Here is a 26,675-nt window from a genome sequence, read left to right on the forward strand (position 1 = left end):
TAGAGCTCGTGTCCGAATGTCAGACTTGACCCCCAGCCCACGGCACAGGCCGTGTCCGAATGTCAGACTTGACCCCATCGATTGTCAGGCAACTAGTTGCACCACCACCTTGCCCTTGGCGCGGCCTTTTTCCAGATACGCCAGGCCGTCCTTGGCCTGCGCGAACGGGACCACCGCGTCGATCATCGGACGGATGTGTCCGGCCTCGATGAGCCGGGCGATCTCCGCGAGCTGCCCACCGTCCGGGCGCACGAACAGGAAGGAGTACGTGGCCCGCTGCCTGGCCGCGAGGCGGATGATCTTGCGGCTCAACAGGCCGAACACAAAGGTCATCAGGAAGTTCATGCCGCGCGCGCGGGCAAACGCTGCGTCCGGCGGGCCGACTAGCGAGACCACCGCGCTGGCAGGCTTGAGCACACCGACCGCCTTTTCCAGGCCGTCGCCGCGGGTCGTGCCGAGCACGGCGTCGTAGCCTTTCAGCACCTGCTCCACTTCCTGCCGGGTGTAGTCGACCACCTCGTCGGCGCCCAGGCCGCGCACCAGCCCGACGTTGCCGGTGCTGGTGGTCGTGCCCACCGTGGCGCCGAGGTGCTTGGCCAGCTGGATCGCGAACGTGCCGATGCCGCCGGAGCCGGCCGGAATGAACACCTTCTGCCCGGGCTTGAGCCGCAGCCGTTCCTTGAGCGCCTGCCAGGACGTCAGCCCGACCATCGGAACCGAGGCGGCCTGTACGAAGCTCAGATTGGCCGGCTTGAGCGCGGCGGCGGACTCGGGGACGGCGGCGTATTCCGCCAGCGAGCCGGTGCCCAGGTCGAAGATACTGGCGTACACCTCGTCGCCCACCTTGAACCGGCTCACGCGGCTGCCCGCTTCCACCACCACGCCCGCCAGGTCGCTGCCCATCGTGGCCGGCAGCTAGAACTTCAGGATGGGCTTGAACATGCCCTTCGGTATCATGTAGTCGATGGGGTTGAGGCCGGCCGCGTGGACCCGCACCAGGATTTCGTCCGGCTTGATCGCGGGACGGGGGATGTCGGCGAATTCGACCACGCCGGCCTTGCCATACCGCTTCAGGATGAGTGCTTTCATGTTTGCCTTTAATCGTTGTTTGCTAGCGCCGGCTTATGCCAGCCGCAAGTCCTTGCGTATGCCCGCGTCCATCACGCCGGCCGGCGCGAAGGTGCGCAGCAGGCGCAGGCGCCCCGCCAGGCCGCCGGCGGTGTAGCGCAGCTTGGGCGTGCGGGCCAGGGCCGCCTTCAGCACGGTCGCCGCCACCACTTCCGGCCCTTCCGCGACGGCCATGACTTCCTGCACGCGCCGGGTGACGGCGGCACGCACCTCGCTGTAGGCGTCGAGCTTGGCGTCCGCCGCCAGCATGTTGGCGTCGAACGGGGTGCTGGTGTAGGCGGGCTCGATGACGACGGCGCGGATGCCCCAGTTGCGCAGCTCGTGGTCCAGCGATTCCGTATAGCCTTCGACCGCGTGCTTGGTGGCGGCGTACAGCGCGCTATACGGCATCGGCAGGAAGCCGAGCACCGAGCCGATGTTGATGATGCGGCCGGCGCGCTGCGCCCGCATGTGCGGCAGCACGGCGCGTGTCATGCGCACCAGGCCGAAGAAGTTGGTGTCGAAGATGGACTGGGCCTGCCCGATCGAACTTTCCTCGGCGCCGGCCGGCGCGACGCCGACGCCGGCGTTGTTGACCAGCAGGTCGATGCGCCCCTCGCGCCGCATCACCTCGCCGACCGCCGCCTGCACCGAGGCGTCGCTGGTCACGTCCAGCGACAACATCTCGTAGCCCTGCCGCGCCGGCTGCGCGCCGCGGCGGCTGGTGCCGTACACCTTGAAACCCGCCTCGGCCAAACGCTGTGCCGTGGCGGCCCCTATGCCGGACGAGGCGCCGGTGACCAATGCGATCTTGCTGCTCATGGTGTTTCCTTTAAAGTGAATATGATGATCATCATATTTTCGTGCAAAAAAAAACGGCCGCCCGCCGCTTCAGGCGGCCGCCGGGGCGAGTTGTTTCAGGGTGGCCGCGCACAGCGCCGCCGACAGCTTGGGGTCGTCCACGGCGCGCGCCATCATGGTGGTGCCGATCAGGGAGCACACCAGCGCCATCGCCCGCTCGTGCGCCTGCGGCTGGCCCCAGTCGGGCATCTGGCGGGCGAACAGGTCGATCATCTCCTTGATGTGGATGGTCGCGGCGCGCCGCACCTCCGGCGCCTGGCGCGGCATTTCCGACCCCAGCGCGGAGACCGGGCAGCCGGTCTCGATGGCGCCGATGTGCTGCGGCGACAGGTAGGCCTGCATCATCGCCTGCAGCGCCTGGCCCGGCGGCGCGGCGGCCGCCACGCGCGCGGCCAGCGCGACCGACTCGGCGCCGGCGCGGTCGCCGGCCTCGGCCAGCAGCGCGTCGCGCGACTCGAAGTGCGCGTAGAAGCCGCCGTGCGTCAGGCCCGCCTCCTTCATGATGTCGGCGACGCCGGTGCCGTCGTAGCCGCTGCGCCGGATGGCGCGCGAGGCCACCTCCACGATGCGTTCGTGGGTGGCTTCCTTGCGGCTGACGGCTGCGCGTCGGGTTGATTTCGATTCCATGATGGTCATCATATCCTATTTTTTGGCGGCGTGCACGCGGCCGCGCAAAACCCGCTTGACACGGCGGCCGTCTTTGCCAATACTATACCTTATGGTTAACTATAAAGACGCCCAGCTGGACCTGATCTTCGCGGCCCTGTCCGATGCCACGCGGCGCGGCGTGCTGGCGCAGCTGGGCGAAGGCAGTTGCTCCGTCACGGAGCTGGCGCAGCGCTACGAGATGTCGCTGCCCGGCTTCATGAAGCACCTGGCCGTGCTGGAGACGGCCGGTCTGATCGCCCGCTCGAAGGAAGGACGCGTGGTGCGCTGCGAGCTGCAGGCCGCGCCCATGCAGGACGCCGCCGCGTGGATCGCCCATTACCAGCGTTTCTGGACCGAACAGCTCGATGCGCTGGGCCGCTATCTCTACCACCAGGAGGAAATCGCACCATGTCAACCACCGAACAACCCGCCCACGTCAGCCTCCGGCGGGTCTACCCCGTCGCCCCCGAAAAAGTCTGGCGCGCGTGGACCGACCCGCAAGCGCTGAGCCAGTGGTTCGGCCCCGGCCAGGCCTCGCTGACCAGGGCGGACATCGACCTGCGCGTGGGCGGGCAATACCAGCTCGCGTTCGCCGGACCCGACGGCGGCCTGAATCAACTGGCCGGCGTGTATCAGGAGGTGCAGCCCTTTACGCGGCTGGTGTTCACGTGGGCCTGGCACAGCACGCCGGAGCGGATGTCGCGCGTCAGCATCGACCTGACGCCGGTGGCGGAAGGCACGGAACTGCGCTTTGTGCACGACCGCTTCTTCGACCAGCAGGCGCGCATCAACCACGAGCGCGGCTGGGCCCTATTCTTCAACAGTCTTGATCGTTACTTTTCAGGAGGTGCGCTATGAAATACCAGGGAAGCTGCCATTGCGGCAGGGTGAAATTCGAAGCCGAAGGCGAGATCGCGTCGGCGCTGTCCTGCAATTGCTCGATGTGCCAGCGCAAGGGCACGCTGATGTGGTTCGTGCCGCGCCCGGACATGCGCCTGCTGACGCCGGACGACAACGCCAGCACCTATCTGTTCAACAAGCACGTGATCAAGCACCGCTTCTGCCCCACCTGCGGCATTGCGCCGTACAGCGAAGGCACGGCGCCCAACGGCGACCCGGTGGCGGCGATCAATCTGCGCTGCATCGAGGGCATCGACCTGGACGCCATCCCCGTCCATCGCTACGACGGCCGCTCGATTTAATGCGCTCGACCTCCTGAAGATTTGCTTTTAAAATAAGATGCTGCAAAACTACAGGAGGCTGAGGCATGAAGCGCTGGTCGATTCCGTTTGCCGTGCTGGCCGGGGGCGCCGTGGCCGGCGCGCTCGATATCACGTTCGCGATTTCCTTTGCCGTCTACAACGGCCTGACGCCCGAGCGCCTGCTGCAGATCGTGGCCAGCGGGCTGCTGGGCAGCGCGGCCTTCAGCGGCGGCGCGGCGACCGCGGCGCTGGGCATGCTGAGCCACTTCGCGCTCAGCTTCGTGTGGATGGCGCTGTTCCTGCTGGCGGCGCGGCGGGCGCCGGCCTTGCTGGCCAGGCCGCTGCTGTCGGCGGTGCTGTTCGGCGCCGTGGTGTTCCTGGCGATGCGGCTGGTGGTGCTGCCGCTGTCGGCCTTCCCCCGCCCCGTCACGTTCCAGCCGCTGGCGACGGTGCTGGACCTGGCTTCCCATATGTTTTTGTTCGGCCTGCCGATCGTGTGGGCCACCCGCAAGGCAATGCTCTCAAAAAGGTAAGGCATGAAATCGAGCTCCACCGATGCAACTGAAATGCTGTTCTCCTACGGCACGCTGCAACAGCCGGAAGTGCAGATGGCGACGTTCGGCCGCCTGCTGTCCGGCCGCCAGGACAGCCTGCCGGGCTATCGCCTGTCGGCGGTGGCGATAGACGATCCTGTCGTGGTCGCCACCAGCGGCAAGACGCATCATCCCATCGTTTCCCGCAGCGGGTCGCCGGACGACCAGGTAGCCGGCGCGGTGCTGGCGGTGACGATCGAGGAGCTGCGCGACTCGGACCGCTACGAGGTGGCGGCCTACCGCCGCCAGAGCGTGACGCTGGCTTCGGGTACGCTCGCCTGGGCGTATGTGGACGCGCGCGATGCAGCAGTTCTACCGTAAAAAGAGTTCTACAGGGATTTTCCGGGATGGGCTTCGCAGCGCGGCGCTTCCTGCGGCGGGCATTTCTTCCGAAATTAGTATTTTTTAGTTCCGAAAATAGCGCGAAGTCGCACGAAATATCGATGGTTAGTATTGGGTAGTAGTGGTTAGCGGGTTTTAGTAAAAGCCGAAAAAATAGCTCCCGCCCTGCACCTGTCCTCGGCGCGGCAATAAAAAAAGGGCAGCCCCGGCTGCCCTTCTCCCTACCAAACTACGCTAGATTCAGATCGCTGCAATCGCCGCGTTAAAGGTCGCGCTTGGACGCATGACCGCTTCGGTCTTGGCCGGGTCCGGATAGTAGTAGCCGCCGATATCCATGGCCTTGCCCTGCACCGAGTTCAGCTCTTCGACGATCTTGGCTTCGTTGGCCGCCAGCGACTTGGCCAGTGGCGCGAAGTAGGCTTGCAGTTCAGCGTCCTCGGTCTGCGCCGCCAGCGCCTGGGCCCAGAACAGCGACAGGTAGAAGTGGCTGCCACGGTTGTCCAGCTCGCCGGTGCGGGTCGATGGCGACTTGTTGTTGTCCAGCAGCTTGCCGGTGGCCTCGTCCAGCGTCTTGGCCAGCAGCTTGGCCTTGGCGTTGCCGGTCTTGATGCCCAGGTCTTCCAGCGACACCGCCAGCGCCAGGAACTCGCCCAGCGAATCCCAGCGCAGGTGGTTCTCTTCCACCAGCTGCTTGACGTGCTTGGGCGCCGAACCGCCGGCGCCGGTCTCGTACATGCCGCCGCCAGCCATCAGCGGAACGATGGACAGCATCTTGGCGCTGGTGCCCAGTTCCAGGATCGGGAACAGGTCGGTCAGGTAGTCGCGCAGGATGTTGCCGGTCACCGAGATGGTGTCCAGGCCGCGGAAGGCGCGCTCCAGCGTGTAGCGCATGGCGCGCGTCTGCGACATGATCTGGATGTCCAGGCCCTTGGTGTCGTGGTCCTTCAGGTAGACCTGCACCTTCTTGATCACTTCGTTCTCGTGCGGACGGTAGCTGTCCAGCCAGAACACGGCCGGCATGCCGGAGTTGCGGGCGCGGGTGACGGCCAGCTTGACCCAGTCGCGGATCGGCGCGTCCTTCACCTGGCACATGCGCCAGATGTCGCCCGCTTCCACGTTCTGGGTCAGCAGCACTTCGCCGGTGGCCAGGTCGGTGATGTTGGCGACGCCGGCTTCCGACACCTCGAAGGTCTTGTCGTGCGAGCCGTATTCCTCGGCCTGCTGGGCCATCAGGCCGACGTTGGGCACGGTGCCCATGGTCTTGGGATCGAAGTTGCCGTGCCATTTGCAGAAGCCGATCATCTCCTGGTAGATGCGGGCGAAGGTCGATTCCGGCATCACGGCCTTGACGTCCTTCGGACGGCCGTCGGCGCCCCACATCTTGCCGCCGATGCGGATCATGGCGGGCATGGAGGCGTCGACGATGATGTCGTTCGGCGAGTGGAAGTTGGTGATGCCCTTGGCCGAGTCGACCATCGCCAGTTCCGGACGGTTGGCGTGGCAGGCGTGCAGGTCCTTGAGGATCTCTTCCTTCTGCGAGGCCGGCAGCTTCTCGATCTTCTCGTACAGGTTGGCCATGCCGTTGTTGACGTTGACGCCCAGCTCGTCGAACAGCGCCTGGTGCTTGGCGAACGCTTCCTTGTAGAAGATGCGCACGCAGTGGCCGAACACGATAGGGTGCGACACCTTCATCATGGTGGCCTTGACGTGCAGCGAGAACATCACGCCGGTCTTGAAGGCGTCGTCGATTTCCTTCTCGTAGAACTCCAGCAGCGCCTTTTTGCTCATGAACATGCTGTCGATGATCTCGCCGGCCAGCAGCGAGACCTTCGGCTTGAGCACGATGGTCTTGCCGGAGGCGGTGATCAGTTCCATCTTGACGTCGCGCGCCTGGGTCAGCGTCAGCGATTTTTCTCCGTGGTAGAAGTCGCCATGGTGCATATGCGACACGTGGGTGCGCGACGCCTGGCTCCATTCGCCCATCGAGTGCGGGTGCTTGCGGGCGTATTCCTTGACGGCCTTGGGCGCGCGGCGGTCGGAGTTGCCTTCGCGCAGAACCGGGTTGACCGAGCTGCCGATGCACTTGCCGTAGCGGGCCTTGAGTGCTTTTTCCTCGTCGGTCTTGGCTTCTTCCGGGTAGTCCGGCAGCTTGAAACCGCGCGCCTGCAACTCGCGGATGCAGGTGGTCAGCTGGCCGACCGAGGCGCTGATGTTGGGCAGCTTGATGATGTTGGTGTCGGCGAGCTGGGTCAACGCGCCCAGTTCGGCCAGGGTGTTGGGGACTTTCTGCTCTTCGCTCAGGTATTCGGGGAACTCGGCCAGCACCCGCGCCGCCACCGAGATATCGCTGGAGGTCACGTTTACACCAGCCGATGCAGCAAACTTCTTGATAATAGGCAGCAGCGAATAGGTCGCCAGCATGGGCGCTTCATCGGTCAGCGTGTAGATGATTTTAGATTTCTGTGTTGCCATGTTCATTCCATGTCATGCGGGCGATACCCGCCGATTGAATTTCTCCGTTTCGGATTGCAAGATGATGTGTCGCAATCCGGCAACGGCCCCAGACTGCATTTTAGACCTGTTGGCGGCCCATGCCCAGTGGCGGTTTCTGCTTATGGTCTTTTTGTCCACCGCCCATGTCAAAAGAGCATCCACTTGAGTTGCCGCACGGCATCACTTTCGCAACTAATAGTTTCAAACATTGATCTCAATACATATTTCATTGTTGCACCAGTGTTGAAAGTGATTATGTGAGAGTTTCCTAGCCTCATAGGCCCACTAAGATCGTGGAAGCGTTCCACCAAATTCTCATTTGGATATTTGGAAGGCACATAAGCCCCAAGGAGGCGATATGAAATTTCAGAATTGGACCATAGCGAACCGGCTGGGCCTGGGTTTTGGCCTGTGTGCCGTGTTTCTGTTGATGATCATCGGGCTGGCCCTGGCCAGCATGCGCCAGATCCAGGGCCGCCTGGACGAGATCACCAAAGTCAACGACGTTGAGACCAAGCTGGCGCAAATAATGGACCTGACGGTTACAGAACGCGCGCTCGCCACACGCAATCTGATCCTGCTCAAGGAAGACAAGGAAATCCAGATCGAAGTCAGCCGCATCGCCGAGCAGGAGAAGAAATACGCGGACGCCCAGGACAGGCTGGGCCAGATGTTCACCAAGCTCAGCGGCACCTCGAACGAGGAAAAAGAGCTGCTGGACCAGATCCGCAAGCAGGCCGACCAGGCCACGCCCTTCGTCCAGCGCGCCGCCGCGCTGGCGCTGGAGCAGAAGCAGGACGAGGCCTACAAGCTGCTGCGCTATGAGTTCCGGCCGGTGCAGAAGCGCTGGTGGGAACTGCTGCGCAAGCTGATCGCGGTCGAGGAAAAGCAGAACACCGAGGCGGCCGCGGCGGCCGAGGTGGCCTACGGCGAGGCCCGCACCGTGATGCTGCTGATCGGCTCGCTGGCGCTGGTGACCAGCGTGGTGGCGGCCTGGCTGATCACCCGCGGCGTCACCCGCCAGCTGGGCTGCGAGCCGGGCGAGGCGGCCGAGATCGCCGGCCAGATCGCCGCCGGCAACCTCACCGTGCGGGTCGAACCCAAGGCGGGCGACGAGGCCAGCCTGCTGTACGCGATGCGCTCCATGCGCGACAGCCTGGCGCGCATCGTCAACCAGGTGCACGCCAGCACCGAGACCATCGCCGCCGCCGCCGGCCAGATCGCCTCCGGCAACCTGGACCTGTCCTCGCGCACCGAGCAGCAGGCCAGCACGCTGGAGGAGACCGCCTCGTCGATGGAGGAGCTCACCAGCACCGTGCGCCTGAACACCGACCACGCGCGCCAGGCCAACGGGCTGGCCGAGTCGGCCTCGGACGTGGCGGCCAAGGGCGGCGCCGTGGTGGCCCAGGTGGTCGACACCATGGCCGCCATCGACGTCTCGGCGCGCAAGATCGTCGACATCATCGCCGTCATCGACGGCATCGCCTTCCAGACCAACATCCTGGCGCTGAACGCCGCGGTGGAGGCGGCGCGCGCCGGCGAACAGGGGCGCGGCTTCGCCGTGGTGGCCACCGAGGTGCGCAACCTGGCCCAGCGCTCGGCCGCCGCGGCCAAGGAGATCAAGGACTTGATCGGCGACTCGGTCGACAAGGTGCAGGCCGGCAACCGGCTGGTCGAACAGGCCGGCACCACCATGCACGACGTGGTCTCCAGCGTCAAGCGCGTCACCGACATCATGTCCGAGATCATGCTGGCCAGCCAGGAGCAATCGTCGGGCATCGAGCAGATCAACACGGCCGTCACGCAGATGGACGACGTCACCCAGCAGAACGCCGCGCTGGTGGAGGAAGCGGCGGCCGCCGCGCACGCCATGCAGGACCAGGTCAACAGCTTGAACGAGCTGGTCAGCGTGTTCCGCACCGACGCCCAGGCCGGCGCGGCGCGGCCGGCGCTGCAGCGGGTGGCGGTCGCCGTTCCGGCGGCGATGCGCGCCCCGGCCCTGACCACGGCAGTGCGCCCGCGCGGGCCCGCCAAGGTCGATACGCAAGAGTGGGAACAATTCTAAAGCGGAGGAATGGGAATGGGTAAGCTGGACAAGATCGACGATACGGGCTTGCGCGGCGCGCAGCATATTTTCTGGCACGGCAGCCAGGTGACGGCCGACGCGCGCGCCCGGCAGGCCGGGCAGCGCGCGGCCACCGTCTGGCTGACCGGCCTGAGCGGCGCGGGCAAATCGACGCTGGCCAGCGCGCTGGAAGGCCGGCTGGTGCACGCCGGCCACCCGGCCTATGTGCTGGACGGCGACAACCTGCGCCACCACCTGAACCGCGACCTGGGCTTCTCGCCGGCCGACCGCCAGGAGAACATCCGCCGCAGCGCCGAGGTGGCGCGCATGATGAACGACGCCGGCCTGATGGTGATCTGCGCCTTCATCTCGCCGCTGCGCCAGGACCGCGAGATGGCGCGCCAGATCATCGGCGAGGACAATTTCCTGGAGACCCACATCAGCACCTCGGCGGCCGTGTGCGAGGCGCGCGACCCCAAGGGCTTGTACAAAAAGGCCAGGGCCGGCCTGATCCCCGAGTTCACCGGCGTGTCGGCGCCGTACGAGCCGCCGCTGGAACCGGCGCTGTCGCTCGACACCGGCATGCTGTCGCTGGAACAGTCGTGCGAGCGCCTGTTCCAGCAGCTGGCGCGCCGCTTCATCTGAGCCCGCCATGACACGCTACGACGTCTTCAACGGCGACGCCGACGGCATCTTCGCGCTGCACCAGCTGCGCCTGGACGCCCCGCAGCAGGCCGAGCTGATCACCGGCGTCAAGCGCGAGATCGAACTGCTGCAGCGGGTGCCGGGCGGCGCCGCCCGGGTGACCGTGCTCGACATCGCACTCGACAGCAACGCCGCCGCGCTGCGCCGCCTGCTCGACGACGGCGCCGAGGTCGAGTACTTCGACCACCACTCGGCCGACTGCGCCTTCGCCCACCCGCGCCTGCGCCTGCACTGCGACGGCTCGCCCGAGGTGTGCAGCAGCATCCTGGTGGACCGCCATCTGCAGGGGCGGCACCGGCCGTGGGCGGTGGCGGCGGCCTTCGGCGACAACCTGGCCGGGCCGGCCCGGCGCCTGGCCGACAGCCTGGGGCTGGACGCGGCCGCGGTGGCGGCGCTGGACCAGCTGGGGCGGGTGGTCAACTACAACGCCTACGGCGAGAGCGAGCACGACCTGCACATCGCGCCGGCCGCGCTGTACCGCGCGCTGGGCGGCCATGTGCAACCGTTCGACTTCATCGCCGGCAGCGACATCTACCGCACGCTGTGCGCCGGCTACCGCGACGATTGCGCGCGCCTGCAGGGCCTGCGCCCGCACGCCGAGCTCGACGCCGGCGCGGTCTACATCCTGCCCGCCAGCGCCTGGGCGCGCCGCGTCAGCGGCGTGCTGGCCAACCAGCTGGCCGCCGCGCACAGCGGCGCCTCGTTCGCCGTGCTCAACGAGCGCGACGACGGCTCCTACCTGGTCAGCGTGCGCTCCGGCGCGCCGCTGGCGCACAGCGCCTGCGGCTTCTGCCAGCAGTTCGACAGCGGCGGCGGACGCAAGGCCGCCGCCGGCATCAACCGCCTGCCCGCGTCCGAGCTGGGCCGCTTCATGGACAGCTTCCGCCGCTACTTCACCACCCCGCACGACCTCCACCTACAGAAAGAATGACCATGCAGAACACTACAAGCAGCCAGCGTCCCCGTCCGGCGATGATGATCCCCCTGCGCCGCTGCGGCAGCCACGCCCTGCGCCTGCGGCTCAACATGTCGCCGCAGTTCTACTCGCCCTACCCGCTGCACATCGTCGACATGATGCCGCTGCTGCCGCTGTACGGCGACCTGCGCGACGACCGCGCCTATTTCAACCTGGTGGTCGACGTGGTCGGCCTGCAGGCCGTGAGCATGGTCAAGTGGCCGGAGGTGGTGTTCGATCCGGTCGAGATCTTCGAGACGCTGCGCCACCAGCCGCGCAGCATCCACCGCGTGGTGTGGGAGCTGCTGCTGCGCGCCGGCGAGCGCCAGGGCGCCCGGGTGGTGATGGACAAGTCGCTCGACAGCGTGCACTACGCGCCGGAGCTGATGACGCTGTTCCCCGACATGCTGTTCGTCAACGTGGTGCGCGATCCGCGCGCGCAGGTGGCGTCGATGAACCGCGCCATCATCCACGACTTCGACACCCTGCTCAACGCCGAGACCTGGCTGGCCGCGCACCAGGCGGCCGACCGCGTGATGCGGCAATGGCCCGAGCGCGTGCTGACGATACGCTACGAAGACTTCCTGTCGCAGCAGCAGCACACGCTGGAGGCGCTGTGCCAGTTCCTGGGCATCGGGTTCCTGCCGCAGATGCTCGACGTGGCCGGCTCGCGCGAGGCGCGCCAGCTGTCGCAGATGTCGGCGCTGTGGTCGTCCAACTGCTACCCGCCGATCGCCGCCAACATCGACAAGTTCAAGCAGCAGCTCTCGCTCGACGAGATCAACGTGATCGAGACGCTGACCGGCGACTACATGGACCGCTACGGCTACACCCGGCTGGCGGCCGGCGACGCGCCGCTGCCGCTGGCGCGGCGCGAGCAGGCCGCCGTCCGCTCGACGAGCGGGCGCGAGCAGGCCTGGCGCGACCTGGAGCAGAGCAACTTCCGCGACTACGCGCTGCGCCGCAGCCGCGCCGACTACCTGGCCCGGCTGCGCGCGCGCCTGACGTCGCAGCCGGCCCGCAGCGAGCGCGAGCAGCTCGTCACGCTGGACCAGCTCGACCCGGCCGCCTTCGAGCCGGCCGACTGAGCCGGCGGGGCTCCATTATTTACACCCTCCAATAGGAGCGTTTGTTCAAGTTCCTTGCGGGGGGCACCCTGCCGCCCAGCGCGCCAGGCTTGGTTATTATTTGCCGCCTCGCTCTCCCATAATATCTGGTCGACTGCTGCACTAGCGGAGCCGATGAGAGTGCAGCCACATTCCGTCTTGCAGCCTTCGACCACAACAGGAATATCCCCTACGGTGAGTGATTTGTGAGCGGTGATGATTTTATTTACGCCAAGCAGGGCAACTCCGGGATAAACCTGAGGGCAGCAGAAAGTATCGTGAAGGCGCGCAATCGCCTCGTTTCCTATGTCATGGACCGGCGACCAAATGATGACTTTCCCACCGTGGCGTAGCCTGAAGGTTAGACCTCCGTTTAACTAGAAAAATCTTTTGCTTCGCAAGATAGTACAGGTCCATAGAGTCGGTGCCTCGATAAACCTGAGGATAGAAGGGAGCAGCAACAGCTCACTCTTGATAGAGCTTTTCGCTTGTAGCTTGAAGAATTGCACCACAACTGGTCTTGTGCCCTTCATAGGCTACTGGGCGACCGTCAATCGTGTGCTTGTCGTCGCCTTCGGTAATAGTGCAAATGCCGCCGTGCCCAACCACCGGACATGTGCATTGGTCGCCGATACATGCGACAGCCTTTCCATCTACTGTGAAGTGCGGCGCACTGCTGCTTACAACTTTACCGCCGTGCGACGTAGGATCGCCAACGCGAATTACCTTACGCATAACGTTCTCCTATTATTGTCTCGGTTCCTCATAATTTTTCGAATCTATAGCGAGAACGGTGGCATTCGTCCTGGATCGATATCTAAAATTACTAGCTGCTATCTCAGGATGACCTTCGTATTCTTTTCTTTCTCAAATTTTCCGATCAAGTGTACCCATAAATAATATCCGGCAGACAATCTTCCTATAAAATATATCGACAGCGGGACAGAGAGCATGCTAACAAAAAAGAGCGTTCCAAATTCTCCGCCGATCCTAGTTATTAGTTTTTGCAAGGGATAGCCAAGTGACGCGATGGGAAATAATATACCTACTGCTTTAGCATAAAATTTATTACTAGACTTTTTCTCTTTGCAATCATAAATATCCTTTATTTCGTCTCGATCCACATAAGAAGAAGATCCGCAAACCTCTATCTGATTTTCAAAATAACCAGTTTTTTCGAAAATTTTACGAATCCATCTTATTTCAAAAGCCGCCCATATCGCAGAAACAAAAAAATACAAAAGTAAAATAAAAATTCTCAAAAAATTGCTACCATGAGGAAATATCAAACATAGAATGAACGGCGCCATGCTAAATAAAATAATTGGCACAACACCGAACACCCCAATTATTAAGACAAAAAATTTTAAACGCAACGGGCCATTAGAAATACATCCAATTAAAAAAAACATCACAGATAAAAAAAATACAATAAAAAAAAGTAAAAATAATGGTTTTTTTTCATATCCTAAAATATCAAAAACAACAAAAAATAAAATCAATGTGAATGAATTTAACATGGAAAATGCCGGAATAATTCTTTTCCATGGGTTATCCATAATGGCGCGTCGGATAATCATTCCGTGAATCCTCCATATTTCATAGCTTGTTCCACAGCTGGACTGTAACCCTTATAATCAAGCGGCAATTCTCTCTCAAGCTTTTCTACGCTATTCTTTATTATGCCACTTGCTTTTTCGGAAATTTTGTTGCGCTTATCCAGATAATCAATCGTCCAGCCCACTAGAATGGAAACCACAACGGTACCCACAATTACAACGATAATAGGAGCGCCACCGCTAGCAGTAAGTAATCCCCACATCACGCAGGAAACAATTGCTGAATTCATTAAATTTTTACCGACATCCAAGCCGATTTTTATAAAAAGATCAGTTATATCCTGTTTTGGTTTTCCTGTAACCGGATCCCGTCGTTCATAGTCAGCGCTCCACTCGGCGATATCCAACGTCACGGTAAACAATATCGAAAGGAGGCCAGCACCTTTTGAATTTCCCTTTACGGTTGACCAAGTTCCATGACGAAGTCCCTCGGCAGAACCTGCGCCGAATGAGAATGCCAAAACCTTGGTGTTCTTTGCACTATAAAGCGCGGCGGTGATTTGTCGCCGAATCCTTGTTGAACCCGTCAAAATTACATATATCTTTCTTCCCGCGTTTTTGTGGTTAATCGCTTTCAAAAGGATTTTTTCATCCCATAACTCACGTATCCACACTTTATTATCGCTAACGTACGCTGATTGCGACACAACTTGATTCATTACCCAGTTATGTGTTACAACCCCGCCGGAAACTACAACCTCCTTTTCTCCGCCGTGCTTAAAAAAATCCGCGACCTCTCTCGGAACATCATCTTTTGACGCGTCTATTTCTACTATTTGAAGAAATTTCTCAGCTTCATAATTACTCAATATCGGTGGCGTGCTATAGCTTCCATCCGGCTGAACAACATCAAATGCTTTACGATTATCTGTTATTAAGTTATTTCTTATTATTATACTTATTGGGACTGGCTTGAAAGACGGATCAATGCTGTCAACACCGACATCAATGCTATTTATAACATATTCTCCAAGTTGTACTGCATCATGATAAAGTGCGATTTTTCCTTTAAAATTTCGACCAATCCACAAATGAAAAACCTCTCCATCGCCAAAGAAAACTTTTTCGTGTGGGTGTATTAATTTTTTTGTTCTGGTGTCATACATTTCTGAAATATCGGAAATTACGGTATATTTTCTTCCCAACTCCATTTGGATATCAAATATAACGTCGCGATGTTTTCTTAGAATAACTGTTACCGTCTCCGCATCGTCCATCCAACACTGAATTGGCTGACCAGGCAAATCAATTGGGACCGTCACTTTTTTACTTCTTTTTTTACTGTTACGCTTTTTTTTAGCATGCGTGTTTTCAGTAGGCATGATCGCTCCTGTTTTCAAAATCACGACCGACGGGACGGTTGAATCAGCATGAAACTACCGGTGGGAGCGTCTTTGATCGTCGCGGCTCCACCTCGGAGATTGCTCGCTACCTCTTGACTGTCCGTATGGAAAATAAGTTTGAGCGGTTCGCCGTCTGGGCTCTGACCATCAGCATCCACGAGCTCAATTCGCAGTTCCCGAACAGCTTTGGAAGTAGACTCCGAAAATTTAGGGAAGGCAGTGCTCATCGTGGCTCCGCCGACAAAGGGGAAGCTGGCACCATGATGAGTAATCGTGCCTTGAGTTCCAATATCAACGCCTCCGCCGATCTTGATAAACGATCCATCCTCGGCGATCAGCACTATTTCCTTGGCCATACCGACTAATTTTCCGTCGCTTGCTGTAAAGCTAATGTCCTTAGCCGAGTTAATGACCGTCCCATCGTGCTGACTTTGTAAAAGCAATTGACCATGGTGAGCGATTGCACGAAGGCCGCCGTATTGCGAAAATAATGACATTCCCTTCCCCGAATTGATTACCACGTTCTTCCCAGCTCCCATTTGCAAGTGCTGATTCGCGAACGAGTCCAGATTCATTCCTGCATAGCTGACTACCGTTCGAGGTGTCGCAAAGCTGATACCAACTGGCGCAGTTACACCGATCGCGGCATCGTGGCCGGAGCTGGCATCGGCTTTTTCTTTATCCCCCTCCCATCCGTCGATCACGCTACCCAAGTCATCCTGGGCGGTGATATCAGTAGGTAACCCTCGATGATCTTCCGCATAGTTTCCAAGCGCATGGGCAAGTTCTCCGCACTGATCCAGCAGGCTCAAGAACTCGTCTCTAGCCAACTGTTTGTCCGCGCCGCCCAAGTGCTGCCAAGCCGTCAGCAACAGGCCCTTTGCACCGCGAACAGCTATTGCGTCATCACTGCGCAGCTCCGCGCCCGTTCCTCTTCGATTACCGCTACCACCTCGTTTCGGCATCGTGAGAAAGCCAAGATTAAGTTCGCTTCGACCATGATCACTGGCTAATTGCGCGCTAATCTCCCCGTTTGTGTCATCGAACATAAGCTGATTCGCGCGTCCTCCTCGCACCTCACGGCTTTTTATACCGGAGAGGTAGCGATTGCCCGGCAGGTCACCAACGTTGCTGAGCGCTGGCGGCTGCGCTTGCTGGTTGTAGAGCTGCCCGACGATCACCGGCTTGTCCGGATCGCCGCCGAGGAAGTTGACCAGCACCTCCGTCCCCACCCGTGGCAAGGCGACGGTGCCGCATTGCTGCAGGCTGCCTGGTCCGTTGCCGGCCCAGTTCGACGCCACGCGCACCCAGGCCGAATCCCTGTCAGAATCGGATGCGCCGATGCCGGCGGCTTGCTCGTGGTCAGCCGCACGCGTGCCGGGGAAGCGGATTTTGACTCGCCCCATTTGATCGCAATGCACCTCCTCCCCTGCCGGGCCGACCACAATCGCGCTTTGCATCAGCGCCAGCGGCAGGTCGGTGCGTGGATCGTAGGCCGGCACGATGATCACCCCACGCCGCACGGCCGTGAACTGGATGTGCATGCGCAGCGGTCCCGACGCTACCTTGTCCGCCACATCCCTTTGCATCTGCAGCTCCTGGCCGCCCTGCATCCACCGGCTGCGGGCGAACAGCCTCTCCACGCGCGCCGCCAGCGCCTTGGGCAGGTTGTTCTGCGCGTTCACCTGCAAGGCCGTGACGATGAAATCCCGCTCCTCGGCCGGATGCCGGTCCACCTCGGGATGCTCGGCCAGCGTGAAGTACTCCCCCGCGCACAGGTCGCGCACGCTGCCTTCGCCATGAAAGCATTTCGACTCGTAATCGTGCCGGCTCATGCGCAGCTTGCCGAGGCGGCACAAGTCCTCGTTATCGGCGCCAGCATGGGGCGCCAGGATTTGATAGTCATCCAGGCTGGCGGCCAGCTCGTTGCCGTGGAGGCCTTGATCCACGCCGCTGGCCACATCCGCCATCATGAAGTCGCGCCCCAGCGGATTGCGATAGTCCCAGCTGTGCCGCGTCACCTTGCCCGCTTGCAGGCTGCGCACCGCGCTCCAGGAGGTGATCGTGTCCCGCTCCTCCGTCGCGGCGTCGCGGTGATAGCGAATCGTGCCGGCGGCGTTCCGGCGCAGGCTGTCGGCGTTGTTGAACAGCACCAGCGTGTGCACCGGAAATTCGCCGCCGACGGCGCGCACATACCAGCCGATGCCGCGCCGCTTCAGCAGGCGCCGGATGAAGGCCGCGTCCGATTCGTTGTGCTGCATCGTGAATTCGCGTTGCGGGTATTCGCGGATGGTGAAGAATTCATCCAGCTCGTGCTTGAAGCACACGCCCAGGATGGAACTGTTCTGCCGCCACTCGTTCAGGATGCGTTGCACGATCTCCACTTCATCCATGTTGCGGAACACGCGCGTGTTGTTGCGCTTTTCCAGCAACGCCAGCGCGTCGCGCAGCACCAACTGGTAGCTCGCCAGGCCGCCGTCGCTGTCGCCCGAGCAGGCCTCGGTGACGATGCCGCACACGCTGCGCAAGTCGCCGCGGTCGGTGACGAAGTCCAGCGCGGCCGGCACGGCGATCATCTCCTTGAGCGGCAGTTGCACATTGGCCGACACGCACAGCACGCGGTACTCGATGCCGCCGCACAGCGTTTCGGAGCCGTACACCCGCTGCGGCAGCAGCATGTCGTCGTTGACGCCTCCCGGCAGGTCCAGCCGCAGGCGCAACGGCCGGTTGCTGGTCACGAGTTCCTTGGCCAGGCCCATGAAGCTGAAAAAATCGTTGTCGCGGTCCACGTTCGCTCCTCAGGCATGCAGCAGGAATATCAGTTCTTCGCGGTCCCGGCGCTGCGGGTCATCCACCAGGCAGGTATCGACGTCCAGCCGCCGAACTTGCTGCCGCTGTGGTCGATGCGGGCGATGGGGCACCAAGGTATCGGCTGCGAGTAGTACGGATACAACATGCCCAGCAGCACTTCAGTGAAGCGGACGCAGCCATCGCTCAGCGGCTGGGCGATGCGGGAGTTGGGGGGGAAGGCAGAGGCCTGGATCAGCCGTTCGAGATGGAGATCGGCGCAGATCTCGCCCTGCGTCAGCAAACTGCCTGGCAACTTGGGGTGGCGACTTGCGAACTCGGCGCAGGTGCGCCGCCACATGCTCAGTTCGCGTTCGAGGTAGGGCAACCGTTTTTCCATCATGGCATCCGACGCAGATTTTTACCGCACAGGCTGCCGATGATGTCACGCCCACATGCCGGGCTTTTGATATGCCACAATCGCCTTGTCGCTAGCGCCAAACAACGATAGGCGTCATAACGCGTAGAACGGCGCCAGCGCCCGCTCCACCAGCACCACCCGGTTGTCCATCGGTGCTTCGATCTTGGCGCGAAACACGGCGTCGATCCATTTTATGGATGAGTGCTTCATGCCTGTCGGTCTCGTCGCGCGCTAGGCCAGCAACTCCACGCACTTGGCCAGCGCCAGCCGCAATTCGCGCAGCTTGGGCGGCTTGCTCAGCACCTGGTCGACGTGGACCGGCGCCTCGCCGCTGTCGGGGATCAGGCGCTGGCCCCAGCCGGTCAGCAGGATCACCGGCGTGGCCGGCGCCATCCGCTTGACCGTCTCGGCCACCTTGCGGCCGTCGACATACGGCATGCCCAGGTCGGTGATCACCACCGCGTAGCCCTGGCCGGCCTCCTCGGCCGCGCAGAAGGCCGCGATGCCGGCCTTGCCGCCGTCGGCCTTGGTGACCTGGTGGCCGTCCAGGCTCAGGATGGTCTCCAGCGAGGCCAGCACGGTGGGGTCGTCGTCCACCACCAGTATCCTCAGCCCCGATTCGGGCGCCTGCGCCGGCGCCGGCGCCGCGCCGTCCACCACCGCCGGCGCCACCGGGAAGTACATCCGCACCGCCGTGCCCTCGTTCAGGCGCGAGGCGATGGCGATGCGGGCGCCGTGCCGCTCGGTCATGCCGTACACCGTGGCCAGCCCCAGGCCGGTGCCGCGCTCGCCCTTGGTGGTGAAGAACGGCTCCAGGCAGCGGCGCTGGGTCGTCTCGTCCATGCCGGCGCCGGTGTCGGCCACCTCCACCAGCACGTAGGGGCCGCTGCCGTCGTCCAGCCGCTCCAGCAGGGCGGTGCGCAGCGTCACCGTGCCGCCGTCCGGCATGGCGTCGACCGCGTTGAAGATCAGGTTGGTCAGCGCCTCGCGGATCTCGCCCTCGACCCCGAGGATGGCCGGCAGCTCCGCGCCCAGCTCCTGCCGCATCTCGATCACGATGCCGCGCTGCTGCGGCATGTCCGACCAGCGCGCCCGCGTCAGGTCCACCACGTGCTGCATCATCAGGTTGACGTTGACCGTGCTGTGGGTGAGCTGCGGCTCGCGCTGGCGGTAGAACTCGCGCATGCGCGCCACGGTCGAGGCGACGTCGTCGATGGCGCGCTCGATCACCTGCAGGCAGGCGCGCCCGTTCTCGCTCAGGCCCCGCTCGTTTTCCAGCAGCGATTCCGCGTACAGGCCGATCGGCGAGATGGCGTTGTTGATGTCGTGCGCGATGCCGCTGGCCATCTGCCCCAGCGCCCGCAGGCGCTCCTGCTTGGTCACCTGCACCTGGCTTTGGTGCAGGTCGTCGTAGGCCTGCTGCAGCGCGCCGTACAGCCTGGCCTGGTTGGCGGCCAGCGCCACGTGCTCGCTGAGCTGGCGCAGGAATTCGCAGTCGGTGCTGGAGAAGGCCGCGGTCTCGGCGCGCGCCACGATCAGCACGCCGAACACCGTGCTCTCGGCCAGCAGCGGCGCCAGCACCATCGAGCCCATGCCGGCCCCGGCCAGGCGGCGCGGGAAGGGGAAGCCGACCTCGCGGATGTCCGGCTCGTACACCAGCTGGCCGCGCACGCAGCGCGACAGGCCGTTCTCGTCGATGGCGATCTTGGCCGCCTCGTCCATCCCCATCGCCTGCGACAGCGCGTGGCTGCGCATGCCCACGCAGCTGACCACCAGCTCGCCGCCGTCGTACAGGCAGATGGCGCCGAAGGCGATCGGCAGCTGGTCCTCCAGGCAGCGCACCACCACCTGGAAGATGCTGGGCAAGTCCTGGCGCTCGCCGATCGAGCGGGTGATCTGGTGCAGCAGGCTCATGCGCGCCAGCTGGGCCACCACCTTGTGCTCGGCCGCCAGCCGCTCCGCCACCTCGGCCTGCAGCGCCCCGTTGGCGTCGATCAGCTCGTCGCGCGAGACGGTGGTCTGGCGCAGCCGCTCGACCATGCCGTCGAAGGCGCGCGCCAGGCTGCCGATCTCGTCGTCGGAACGCACGTCCAGCGCCACGTCCAGCCGGCCCGAGCCGACCACCTCGGTGGCCCGGTGCAGGCGCATCAGCGGCTTGCTGACGCTGCGGATCGTCAGGCCCATCGCGCCCAGCACCACCAGCAGCACCAGCCCGGCCAGCACGGCGCCGGCCAGCACCAGGTCCGACTGCGCCGACAGCATGTTGTCGCGGCTCAGGCGGGCCAGGTCCTCGGCGTCCGACATCATCGCCTGCGCCCGGTTCATCATCAGGCCCGACAGGCGCGCCTCCAGCTCGCGCAGGATGGCGCTGCGCTCGGGCGTGCGGGTGAATTCCGCCTGCACGCCCTGCAGCTCGTCGAACAGGCCGGCCAGCGACCGGTGGCGCTCGCGGATGTCGCTCAGCAGCGCCAGCTCGGCCTGGCCGTCGAAGCTGCCGTCGGCGGCGATCACCCGCTGCAGCGACTGCTGCCGCTGCAGCCACTGGGCCCGGGTGCGGGCCAGGTGGTGCTGCACGTACTCCAGCGACAGGTAGCGCAGCGAGGCGGCGCCGCGCAGCACCTCGCCGGTGACCTCGGCCTTGGCGATCTCGTGGCGCATCTCGCGCGCGGTCCTGGCGAACACCACGGCCATGATGGCCAGCAGCACGATGCAGATGACCTGGGCCAGCTTGAGGCGGGTGGAGATTTTCACGCGGCGTCCCTAGTAGATGATGGTCACCTCGGTCGGGCTCACGGCCTTGAGCCCGTCGAGGTAGATGTAGTCGAGGAAGTTGGGCACCTCGCGCGCGCCGGTCAGCCCGCCCTTGATCGCCCAGCGCGACTGGTCCTCCAGCACCAGCAGCAGGCTCTGGTCGAGCTCCAGGCCGAAATGGTGGGCCGGCCAGGCCGCCAGCATGGCCGTGGCCTGGCCGGCCGACAGCTTGGGAAACAGGGACACCGACGCGCCCGGATGCTCGCGGCAATAGCGCTCGCCCTGCTCCAGCGCCTGCAGCAGCCGCACCATGGTGTCCGGATGCTGGTGGATGTAGGGCGCCAGCGCCACCATGTTGTAGATGCTCTCGTAGACGTCGGCCCCACCGAAGCGGATGGCGTTGCCGCCCAGGCTTTCCTCGGCCGCGCCCAGGAAGGGATCCCAGCCGCTGATGGCGTCCACCGCGCCGTCGGTGATGGCTTGCTGCAGGCCGGCCGGCGGGTAGTTCACCAGCTGCACGTCGTGGGTGTCGAGGCGCTGGCGGTTGAGGAACACCTCCAGCGTGAAATGGCCGGAGGTGCTGAGCGTGACGCCGATGCGCTTGCCCTTGAGGTCGGCCGGGGTGGCGATGCCGCGGTCGCGCCGCGCCACCAGCCCGTGGTCGCGCCCGGTGCGGAAGATGGTGCTGACCACCTGGATCGGCGTCCCCTCCATCGCGAAGAACATGATCGGGATGTCGGCCACCGTGGCCATGTCGGCCCGGTTCGAGGTCACCGCCTGCAGCGCCTCGCGGCCGTTGGTGTAGGGCTGCAGCTGCACCGCCAGCTGGCGCGCGGCGAAATAGCCCCGGGCCTGGGCCGCCATCACCGGGCACGCCCCCACGTACTCGGTGTTGGTGGCGATGACGATGGACTGCGGCGCGGCGGCCGGCGCGGCGGCCGGGCGCAGCGCCAGCCACAGCGCGGCGGCCACCGCCAGCGCCGCGGCGGCCGGCCACATGGCTCGGAGATGTAAGCGCTTCATACGGACTCCCGGCTCGGGCGGTTGGGGTTCAGGCCGTCGCCTGCCTGTTTAAACGACATGTTGGTTCGGGCTGCGGGCGCCGGCCTGGGCCGCGGCGCTGCTTTGCAGCGGCAGATCGATGCGGAAGGTGCTGCCCTCGCCCGGCTTGCTTTCGACGCTGATGCGGCCCCGCATGGCCTCGACCAGGCGCTTGGTGATGGTCAGGCCCAGGCCGGTGCCCTCCTCGTCGTCCTCCTCGCGCCCGGCGCGGCCGAACGGCAGGAAGATGGTCTCCAGCTGCGCCGCGTCCAGCCCGATGCCGCTGTCGCTGATGGCGATGCTGGCGTAGCCGCCGCGCGCCGCGCTGCAATGGACCGTCACGCTGCCGTGCACATGGTTGTACTTGATGGCGTTGGAAAACAGGTTCACCAGGATCTGCTTGAGCCGCATGCGGTCGGCGCACAGCTCCAGCCTGCACTCGGCCGGCATCATCAGCGCCACCATGCGCCGCTCGGCCAGCGGCGCGACGATGGCGAGCACCTCGCGCAGCACCTCGTCCAGCATCACCGGCCCCAGCACCAGCGACACCTTGCCGGCCTCGATCTTGGACAGGTCCAGCATCTCGTTCACCAGCAGCAGCAGGTGCTTGCCGGACGAGACGATGTTCTGCGAAAAGCGCTGGCGCTCGCCCTCGCCCTTGGGGAATCTGTCGCTGGCCAGGATCTGGGCGAAGCCGAGGATGCTGTTGAGCGGCGTGCGCAGCTCGTGGCTCATGTTCGACAGGAAGGCCGATTTTTCCTCGTTGGTGCGCTCGGCCTCCTTGCGCGCCGCGTCCAGCACCTGGTTGAGCCGGCCCAGCTCGTCGATGCGCTCGCGCAGCGCCGCCTCCAGCTGCAGGTTGTGCTGGCGCAGCTGGCGCGATTCCAGCGCGCGCGTCAGCACCGGCAGCAGCGTCGCGGCCTTGAACGGCTTGATGATGTAGTCGAAGGCGCCGATCTTCATCGCCTTGACGGCGGTGTCGACCGTGCCGGCCCCGGTCATGATGATGCAGGCGATGCTGGCGTCGAGCGCCTTGGCCGCCTCGATCAGCGCCAGCCCGTCCAGGCCGGGCATGTTCATGTCGGTCAGCAGCAGGTCGCAGGCGTGGACGCGCAGATGGGCCAGCGCGGTCTCGCCGGTGGGAAAGCCCACCGGGTCCAGGTTGTGCTGCCCCAGGATGTCGCACAAGGCTTTCAGATGGGCAGCCTGATCGTCCACGACCACGATCCGCGAACGGGGGACTAGCTCAGACATACCGCCTCCTGATACCAATGTTGGCTCCAACAATTATGCCTAGTTTACCGGGCGAAAAACTCACCAATACTATCCGTCCGGCCGCTCATCCGGCGGCCGCGCCGGCGATTTGCCGAACATCATTTTTTGATACCGGAAGGCATCCCGAATATTCTCGCGCAGCACCAGGTCGTCCCAGGGCTTGGTGTAGAAGCGGTAGATCTCGCCGCGGTTGATGGCGCTGAGCACCGCCTCCAGCTCGGTGTAGCCGGACAGGATGATGCGTATCGTCTCGGGATACATGTCCTTCACGCGGCTGAGGAATTCGGTGCCGTTCATGCCCGGCATGCGCTGGTCGCTGAGCACCACCTGCACCGGGTGGCTGGCCAGCAGGTCGAAGCCCTCCTCGGCGCTGTTGGCGCGCAGGATGCGGTAGCCGTCCGGCCGCAGCAGGCGGGTCAGCGCGGCGCGGATGCTGGGCTCGTCGTCCACCAGCAGCAGGGTCTGCTGCTCGCCGGCCGCCGCGCCGGGCGCCGGCGGCAGGCCGCGCTCCGAGCGCAGCAGCGCGCCGAAGTCGTCCGCCGGCAGCGGCTTGCTGAACAGGTAGCCCTGCATGTCGTCGCACTGGTGGCGCCGCAGGTAGGCCAGCTGCGCCTCGGTCTCCACGCCCTCGGCGATGACCTTGAAGCCCAGCGACTGGCCCAGCGCGATGACCGAGCGCACGATGGCCGCCACCTTGGGCTCGCTCAGCATCTCGCGCACGAAGGACTGGTCGATCTTCAGGTAGTCGACCGGGAACAGCTTGAGGTAGGCCAGGCTGGAATAGCCGGTGCCGAAATCGTCGATCGACAGCGCGATGCCCATCTGCTTGAGCTCCCTGACCACCGCCACCGCGCCGTCGACGTTGTGCATCACCAGGCTCTCGGTCAGTTCCAGCTCCAGGTAGCGCGCGTCCAGGCCGCTGTCGGCCAGCGCGGCCCGCACCTCCCGGCCCAGGCCGGGGTCGCGGAACTGGCGCGCCGACACATTGACCGCCACCCGCAGCGGCGCCAGGCCGTCCCGCTGCCACTGCGCGTTCTGCCGGCAGGCGGTGCGCGTCACCCAGCGGCCGATCTCGACGATCAGCCCGGTCTCCTCGGCCACGCCGACGAAGCGCGCCGGCGACACCATGCCCAGCGTCGGATGCTGCCAGCGCAGCAGCGCCTCCATGCCGACCACGGCGCCGGTGCGCAGGTCGACCTTGGGCTGGTAGTGCAGGCGCAGCTGGTCGCGCGCCAGCGCGTGGCGCAGCTCGGCCTCGATCATGGTGCGCTCGGTGATGCGGTTGTGCATGGCCGCCTCGTAGAACTGCAGCTGGTTGCGCCCGCCCTCCTTGGAGCGGTACATGGCGATGTCGGCGTGCTTGAGCAGCTGCTGCGCTTCGCCGCCGTCGGTCGGGTAGACGCTCACGCCCATGCTGCAGGTGACCGTCAGCAGGTGGCCGGCAATGGTCAGCGGCGCGGCCACCGTGGCCAGCACCTGGTGCAGCACGGCCGAGGCCGGCGACTCGGGCGTGTCCGACAGCAGCAGCAGGAACTCGTCGCCGCCGAGCCGGGCCACGGTGTCGCTGTCGGCCACGCAGGCGCGCAGGCGGTCGCCGACCGCGCGCAGCAGTTCGTCGCCGGCCAGGTGGCCCAGGCTGTCGTTGACCAGCTTGAAGTTGTCCAGGTCGATGAACACCACCCACAGCGGATGGCCGTAGCGCTCGGCGTAGCCGATGGCCTGCGCCATGCGGTCGCCGAGCAGCGCCCGGTTCGGCAGGCCGGTCAGCGGGTCGTGGTTGGCCTGGTGTTCCAGCTGCTGCTGGTAGGTGATCGACTCGGTCATGTCGGTCAGCACGCACACGTGGTGGCTGGGCGCGCCGTCGCCGCTGCGCACCGGCGCCACGTGCAGGCGGGCCCACATCAGGTAGTGGTCGCGGTGGGCGATGCGCAGCGTGATGGTCAGCTCGTGCACGCCGCCCAGGGCGTCGCGCAGCGCGTCGCGGTCGCCGTCCTCCTGCTCCAGCAGCATGTCCAGCTGCCGCCCCGCCGCCTCGGCCTCGGTGTAGCCGAACAGGCGCGTGAAGGCCGGGTTGGTGTACTCGATCAGGTCGCCGCCGGGGCCGTGCGCGGTGATCACCACCGCGTTGTCGCTGGCCTCGAGCGCGCGCCCGCGCAGGCGCAAGGTCTGCTCGGCCTGCCTGCGCCCGGTGATGTCCTCGATGGTCCCCACCACGCCGATGATGTTGCCGTGCTGGTCGTAGAACGGCAGCTTGTTGATCAGGTACCAGTGCACGCGGCCGTCCTCGCGCAGCAGCTGGTCTTCGGCGTTGAGGCGGGGCTGGCCGGTGGCGGCGATGGCGCGGTCGTCGGCGCGGATGCTGTCGGCGTTGTGCCGCCAGGGGAAGTCGTGGTCGGTCTTGCCGACCACCTCGTCCACCGTCCGCAGCCCGGCCGCGCTGGCGAACACGGTGTTGCAGCCGCAATACCTGCCGTCCAGGTCCTTCCAGAAAATTTGATGGGGAATGTGGTCGATCACCAGCTGCTTCAGTTCGCGCGAGGCGTACAGCTCGGCCTCCATGCGCAGCTGCTCGGTCACGTCGTGCGCCGTCACGAAGCGCGCCGGCCGCCCGGCGATGGTCAGCGAGTGCGAGGAAATCTGCACGTCGAGGCGGACGCCGTCGCGCCGGACGTGGGTCCACACGCCGGCCCGCTCGGGGCCCCTGGCCGGCGCCGCCGCCAGGTTGCGCTCCAGCGCGGCCAGCGCTTCGGACGGGCGGATGTCCTTGATCGTCATCTGCAGGAACTCGGCCTCGGTGTAGCCGTAATGCGACACGGCGGCGGCGTTGACCATCAGGAAGCGCAGCGTTTGCAGGTCGTAGATCCACATCGGCTGCGGATGGTGCTCGAACAGGCGCTTGAAGCGCAGCAGCGATTCGTACACGTCGTAGTCGTTGAGGTCGTAGGCCAGGCACAGATAGCGCGCCGGCCGCTGCTCGCTCGCGGGCTGCAACTCGATCGTTTGCGTCACCGGATGGAAGGCGCCGTCGGCGCCCAGCAGTTCGAGCTCGCCGTGCCACCAGCCGCTCTGGCGCGCGGCCACCAGCGCCGCGTCCTGCAGCACCTGCGCCGCCCAGTCGGTGTACAGCCGCGCCACCGGCTCGCCCAGGCGGTAGGCCCCCAGGCGCTGCCGGCCGTACAGATTGAGCGCCGCCACCCGGCCGTCCATGCCGACCGTGAACACGAAGTAAGGGCAGTGGTCGTACTGCGTCTGCGGATCGGCGCCGCTGACGCCCGAGCGCCCGTCGCTGGCCTGGGGCATCGGCTGATCCGCTATCAAGGCTGGGCTTGGATCGATTTGCATAGGACAGAGTGGCGCCACG

The 26,675-nt window shown here is 64.1% G+C and carries 20 protein-coding genes and 3 pseudogenes; 9 read left to right on the plus strand and 14 right to left on the minus strand.

The window, feature by feature from the left end:
• Positions 1 to 84: 84 nt before the first annotated feature.
• The 3 genes and pseudogenes from AC07WS_RS29420 to AC07WS_RS29430 form a co-directional block, all read right to left on the minus strand.
• A pseudogene (locus AC07WS_RS29420) lies at positions 85 to 1,089 on the minus strand (NADP-dependent oxidoreductase).
• Between the two features lie 33 nt (positions 1,090 to 1,122).
• Positions 1,123 to 1,929: an oxidoreductase gene (locus AC07WS_RS29425; RefSeq protein ID WP_494732481.1), complete on the minus strand. Its 807-nt coding sequence runs from the start codon at positions 1,927 to 1,929 to the stop codon at positions 1,123 to 1,125.
• 69 nt (positions 1,930 to 1,998) lie between these two features.
• The gene (locus AC07WS_RS29430; protein WP_494732482.1) at positions 1,999 to 2,607 is read right to left on the minus strand and encodes a TetR/AcrR family transcriptional regulator; all 609 of its coding nucleotides are present in this window, start codon (positions 2,605 to 2,607) and stop codon (positions 1,999 to 2,001) included.
• A gap of 79 nt (positions 2,608 to 2,686) precedes the next feature.
• Between AC07WS_RS29430 and AC07WS_RS29435 the strand changes: the two genes are divergently transcribed.
• The 5 genes from AC07WS_RS29435 to AC07WS_RS29455 all read left to right on the plus strand — a co-directional run bounded on the left by AC07WS_RS29435 (position 2,687) and on the right by AC07WS_RS29455 (position 4,732).
• Positions 2,687 to 3,124 carry an ArsR/SmtB family transcription factor gene (locus tag AC07WS_RS29435; protein ID WP_494732483.1) on the plus strand — a complete coding sequence of 146 codons (438 nt, stop codon included), beginning with the start codon at positions 2,687 to 2,689 and terminating at the stop codon, positions 3,122 to 3,124.
• Positions 3,025 to 3,474 carry an SRPBCC family protein gene (locus tag AC07WS_RS29440; RefSeq protein ID WP_494732484.1) on the plus strand — a complete coding sequence of 150 codons (450 nt, stop codon included), beginning with the start codon at positions 3,025 to 3,027 and terminating at the stop codon, positions 3,472 to 3,474. Before AC07WS_RS29435 ends, AC07WS_RS29440 begins: the two co-directional genes overlap by 100 nt.
• The gene (locus AC07WS_RS29445) at positions 3,471 to 3,818 is read left to right on the plus strand and encodes a GFA family protein (RefSeq protein WP_494732485.1); all 348 of its coding nucleotides are present in this window, start codon (positions 3,471 to 3,473) and stop codon (positions 3,816 to 3,818) included. The genes AC07WS_RS29440 and AC07WS_RS29445 overlap by 4 nt, the downstream gene beginning before the upstream one ends.
• Positions 3,819 to 3,883: 65 nt before the next feature.
• Positions 3,884 to 4,351: a hypothetical protein gene (locus AC07WS_RS29450; protein WP_494732486.1), complete on the plus strand. Its 468-nt coding sequence runs from the start codon at positions 3,884 to 3,886 to the stop codon at positions 4,349 to 4,351.
• A gap of 3 nt (positions 4,352 to 4,354) precedes the next feature.
• Positions 4,355 to 4,732, plus strand: coding sequence for a gamma-glutamylcyclotransferase family protein (locus tag AC07WS_RS29455; RefSeq protein WP_494732487.1), 378 nt, complete (start codon positions 4,355 to 4,357; stop codon positions 4,730 to 4,732).
• A 261-nt stretch (positions 4,733 to 4,993) separates the two neighbouring features.
• Here AC07WS_RS29455 and AC07WS_RS29460 read toward each other — a convergent pair whose 3' ends face one another.
• Positions 4,994 to 7,225, minus strand: coding sequence for an NADP-dependent isocitrate dehydrogenase (locus AC07WS_RS29460; RefSeq protein WP_494732488.1), 2,232 nt, complete (start codon positions 7,223 to 7,225; stop codon positions 4,994 to 4,996).
• A gap of 379 nt (positions 7,226 to 7,604) precedes the next feature.
• Here AC07WS_RS29460 and AC07WS_RS29465 point away from each other — a divergent pair, with 379 nt between their 5' ends.
• The 4 genes and pseudogenes from AC07WS_RS29465 to AC07WS_RS29480 all read left to right on the plus strand — a co-directional run.
• Positions 7,605 to 9,311 (plus strand): methyl-accepting chemotaxis protein, encoded by a 1,707-nt coding sequence (locus AC07WS_RS29465; protein ID WP_494732489.1) that lies wholly within the window; start codon positions 7,605 to 7,607, stop codon positions 9,309 to 9,311.
• A gap of 15 nt (positions 9,312 to 9,326) precedes the next feature.
• Positions 9,327 to 9,956 (plus strand): adenylyl-sulfate kinase, encoded by a 630-nt coding sequence (gene cysC / locus AC07WS_RS29470; RefSeq protein ID WP_494732490.1) that lies wholly within the window; start codon positions 9,327 to 9,329, stop codon positions 9,954 to 9,956.
• A 7-nt stretch (positions 9,957 to 9,963) separates the two neighbouring features.
• Entirely contained in the window at positions 9,964 to 10,947 is a 984-nt protein-coding gene (locus AC07WS_RS29475) for a hypothetical protein (RefSeq protein WP_494732491.1), read from the plus strand.
• A pseudogene (locus AC07WS_RS29480) lies at positions 10,944 to 11,975 on the plus strand (sulfotransferase family protein); the annotation flags it as partial. The gene AC07WS_RS29475 and the pseudogene AC07WS_RS29480, both read left to right, overlap by 4 nt.
• Here AC07WS_RS29480 and AC07WS_RS29485 read toward each other — a convergent pair.
• The 10 genes and pseudogenes from AC07WS_RS29485 to AC07WS_RS29530 all read right to left on the minus strand — a co-directional run.
• Positions 11,948 to 12,415 (minus strand): annotated as a pseudogene (locus AC07WS_RS29485) (PAAR domain-containing protein); the annotation flags it as partial. The pseudogenes AC07WS_RS29480 and AC07WS_RS29485 overlap by 28 nt on opposite strands.
• A gap of 127 nt (positions 12,416 to 12,542) precedes the next feature.
• Positions 12,543 to 12,812, minus strand: coding sequence for a PAAR domain-containing protein (locus AC07WS_RS29490; RefSeq protein WP_494732492.1), 270 nt, complete (start codon positions 12,810 to 12,812; stop codon positions 12,543 to 12,545).
• 98 nt (positions 12,813 to 12,910) lie between these two features.
• The gene (locus AC07WS_RS29495) at positions 12,911 to 13,657 is read right to left on the minus strand and encodes a hypothetical protein (RefSeq protein ID WP_494732493.1); all 747 of its coding nucleotides are present in this window, start codon (positions 13,655 to 13,657) and stop codon (positions 12,911 to 12,913) included.
• Entirely contained in the window at positions 13,654 to 15,018 is a 1,365-nt protein-coding gene (locus AC07WS_RS29500) for a hypothetical protein (RefSeq protein ID WP_494732494.1), read from the minus strand. The genes AC07WS_RS29495 and AC07WS_RS29500 overlap by 4 nt, the downstream gene beginning before the upstream one ends.
• A gap of 20 nt (positions 15,019 to 15,038) precedes the next feature.
• Positions 15,039 to 17,828 carry a type VI secretion system Vgr family protein gene (locus tag AC07WS_RS29505; protein WP_494732495.1) on the minus strand — a complete coding sequence of 930 codons (2,790 nt, stop codon included), beginning with the start codon at positions 17,826 to 17,828 and terminating at the stop codon, positions 15,039 to 15,041.
• Between the two features lie 29 nt (positions 17,829 to 17,857).
• The gene (locus AC07WS_RS29510; protein ID WP_494732496.1) at positions 17,858 to 18,226 is read right to left on the minus strand and encodes a type VI secretion system baseplate subunit TssF; all 369 of its coding nucleotides are present in this window, start codon (positions 18,224 to 18,226) and stop codon (positions 17,858 to 17,860) included.
• Between the two features lie 252 nt (positions 18,227 to 18,478).
• Entirely contained in the window at positions 18,479 to 20,998 is a 2,520-nt protein-coding gene (locus tag AC07WS_RS29515; protein ID WP_494732497.1) for an ATP-binding protein, read from the minus strand.
• A gap of 9 nt (positions 20,999 to 21,007) precedes the next feature.
• On the minus strand, positions 21,008 to 22,021 hold the full coding sequence (locus tag AC07WS_RS29520; protein WP_494732498.1) for an ABC transporter substrate-binding protein: 1,014 nt from the start codon (positions 22,019 to 22,021) through the stop codon (positions 21,008 to 21,010).
• Between the two features lie 48 nt (positions 22,022 to 22,069).
• Complete coding sequence (locus tag AC07WS_RS29525) at positions 22,070 to 23,293, minus strand: hybrid sensor histidine kinase/response regulator (protein WP_494732499.1); 1,224 nt, start codon at positions 23,291 to 23,293, stop codon at positions 22,070 to 22,072.
• A 69-nt stretch (positions 23,294 to 23,362) separates the two neighbouring features.
• Positions 23,363 to 26,614 (minus strand): EAL domain-containing protein, encoded by a 3,252-nt coding sequence (locus AC07WS_RS29530; RefSeq protein ID WP_494732500.1) that lies wholly within the window; start codon positions 26,612 to 26,614, stop codon positions 23,363 to 23,365.
• Positions 26,615 to 26,675 lie beyond the last annotated feature (61 nt).

It is taken from the genome of Duganella sp. GW821-FHT01E12 (assembly GCF_059422325.1).

Excerpts from the sequence above, each read along its gene's own strand:
- AC07WS_RS29425 (WP_494732481.1), bottom strand. The coding sequence starts at position 1,929 with ATGAGCAGCAAGATCGCATTGGTCACCGGCGCCTCGTCCGGCATAGGG.
- AC07WS_RS29430 (WP_494732482.1), bottom strand. The coding sequence starts at position 2,607 with ATGATGACCATCATGGAATCGAAATCAACCCGACGCGCAGCCGTCAGC.
- AC07WS_RS29435 (WP_494732483.1), top strand. The coding sequence starts at position 2,687 with ATGGTTAACTATAAAGACGCCCAGCTGGACCTGATCTTCGCGGCCCTG.
- AC07WS_RS29440 (WP_494732484.1), top strand. The coding sequence starts at position 3,025 with ATGTCAACCACCGAACAACCCGCCCACGTCAGCCTCCGGCGGGTCTAC.
- AC07WS_RS29445 (WP_494732485.1), top strand. The coding sequence starts at position 3,471 with ATGAAATACCAGGGAAGCTGCCATTGCGGCAGGGTGAAATTCGAAGCC.
- AC07WS_RS29450 (WP_494732486.1), top strand. The coding sequence starts at position 3,884 with ATGAAGCGCTGGTCGATTCCGTTTGCCGTGCTGGCCGGGGGCGCCGTG.
- AC07WS_RS29455 (WP_494732487.1), top strand. The coding sequence starts at position 4,355 with ATGAAATCGAGCTCCACCGATGCAACTGAAATGCTGTTCTCCTACGGC.
- AC07WS_RS29460 (WP_494732488.1), bottom strand. The coding sequence starts at position 7,225 with ATGGCAACACAGAAATCTAAAATCATCTACACGCTGACCGATGAAGCG.
- AC07WS_RS29465 (WP_494732489.1), top strand. The coding sequence starts at position 7,605 with ATGAAATTTCAGAATTGGACCATAGCGAACCGGCTGGGCCTGGGTTTT.
- cysC (WP_494732490.1), top strand. The coding sequence starts at position 9,327 with ATGGGTAAGCTGGACAAGATCGACGATACGGGCTTGCGCGGCGCGCAG.
- AC07WS_RS29475 (WP_494732491.1), top strand. The coding sequence starts at position 9,964 with ATGACACGCTACGACGTCTTCAACGGCGACGCCGACGGCATCTTCGCG.
- AC07WS_RS29490 (WP_494732492.1), bottom strand. The coding sequence starts at position 12,812 with ATGCGTAAGGTAATTCGCGTTGGCGATCCTACGTCGCACGGCGGTAAA.
- AC07WS_RS29495 (WP_494732493.1), bottom strand. The coding sequence starts at position 13,657 with ATGATTATCCGACGCGCCATTATGGATAACCCATGGAAAAGAATTATT.
- AC07WS_RS29500 (WP_494732494.1), bottom strand. The coding sequence starts at position 15,018 with ATGCCTACTGAAAACACGCATGCTAAAAAAAAGCGTAACAGTAAAAAA.
- AC07WS_RS29510 (WP_494732496.1), bottom strand. The coding sequence starts at position 18,226 with ATGGAAAAACGGTTGCCCTACCTCGAACGCGAACTGAGCATGTGGCGG.
- AC07WS_RS29520 (WP_494732498.1), bottom strand. The coding sequence starts at position 22,021 with ATGAAGCGCTTACATCTCCGAGCCATGTGGCCGGCCGCCGCGGCGCTG.
- AC07WS_RS29525 (WP_494732499.1), bottom strand. The coding sequence starts at position 23,293 with ATGTCTGAGCTAGTCCCCCGTTCGCGGATCGTGGTCGTGGACGATCAG.
- AC07WS_RS29530 (WP_494732500.1), bottom strand. The coding sequence starts at position 26,614 with ATGCCCCAGGCCAGCGACGGGCGCTCGGGCGTCAGCGGCGCCGATCCG.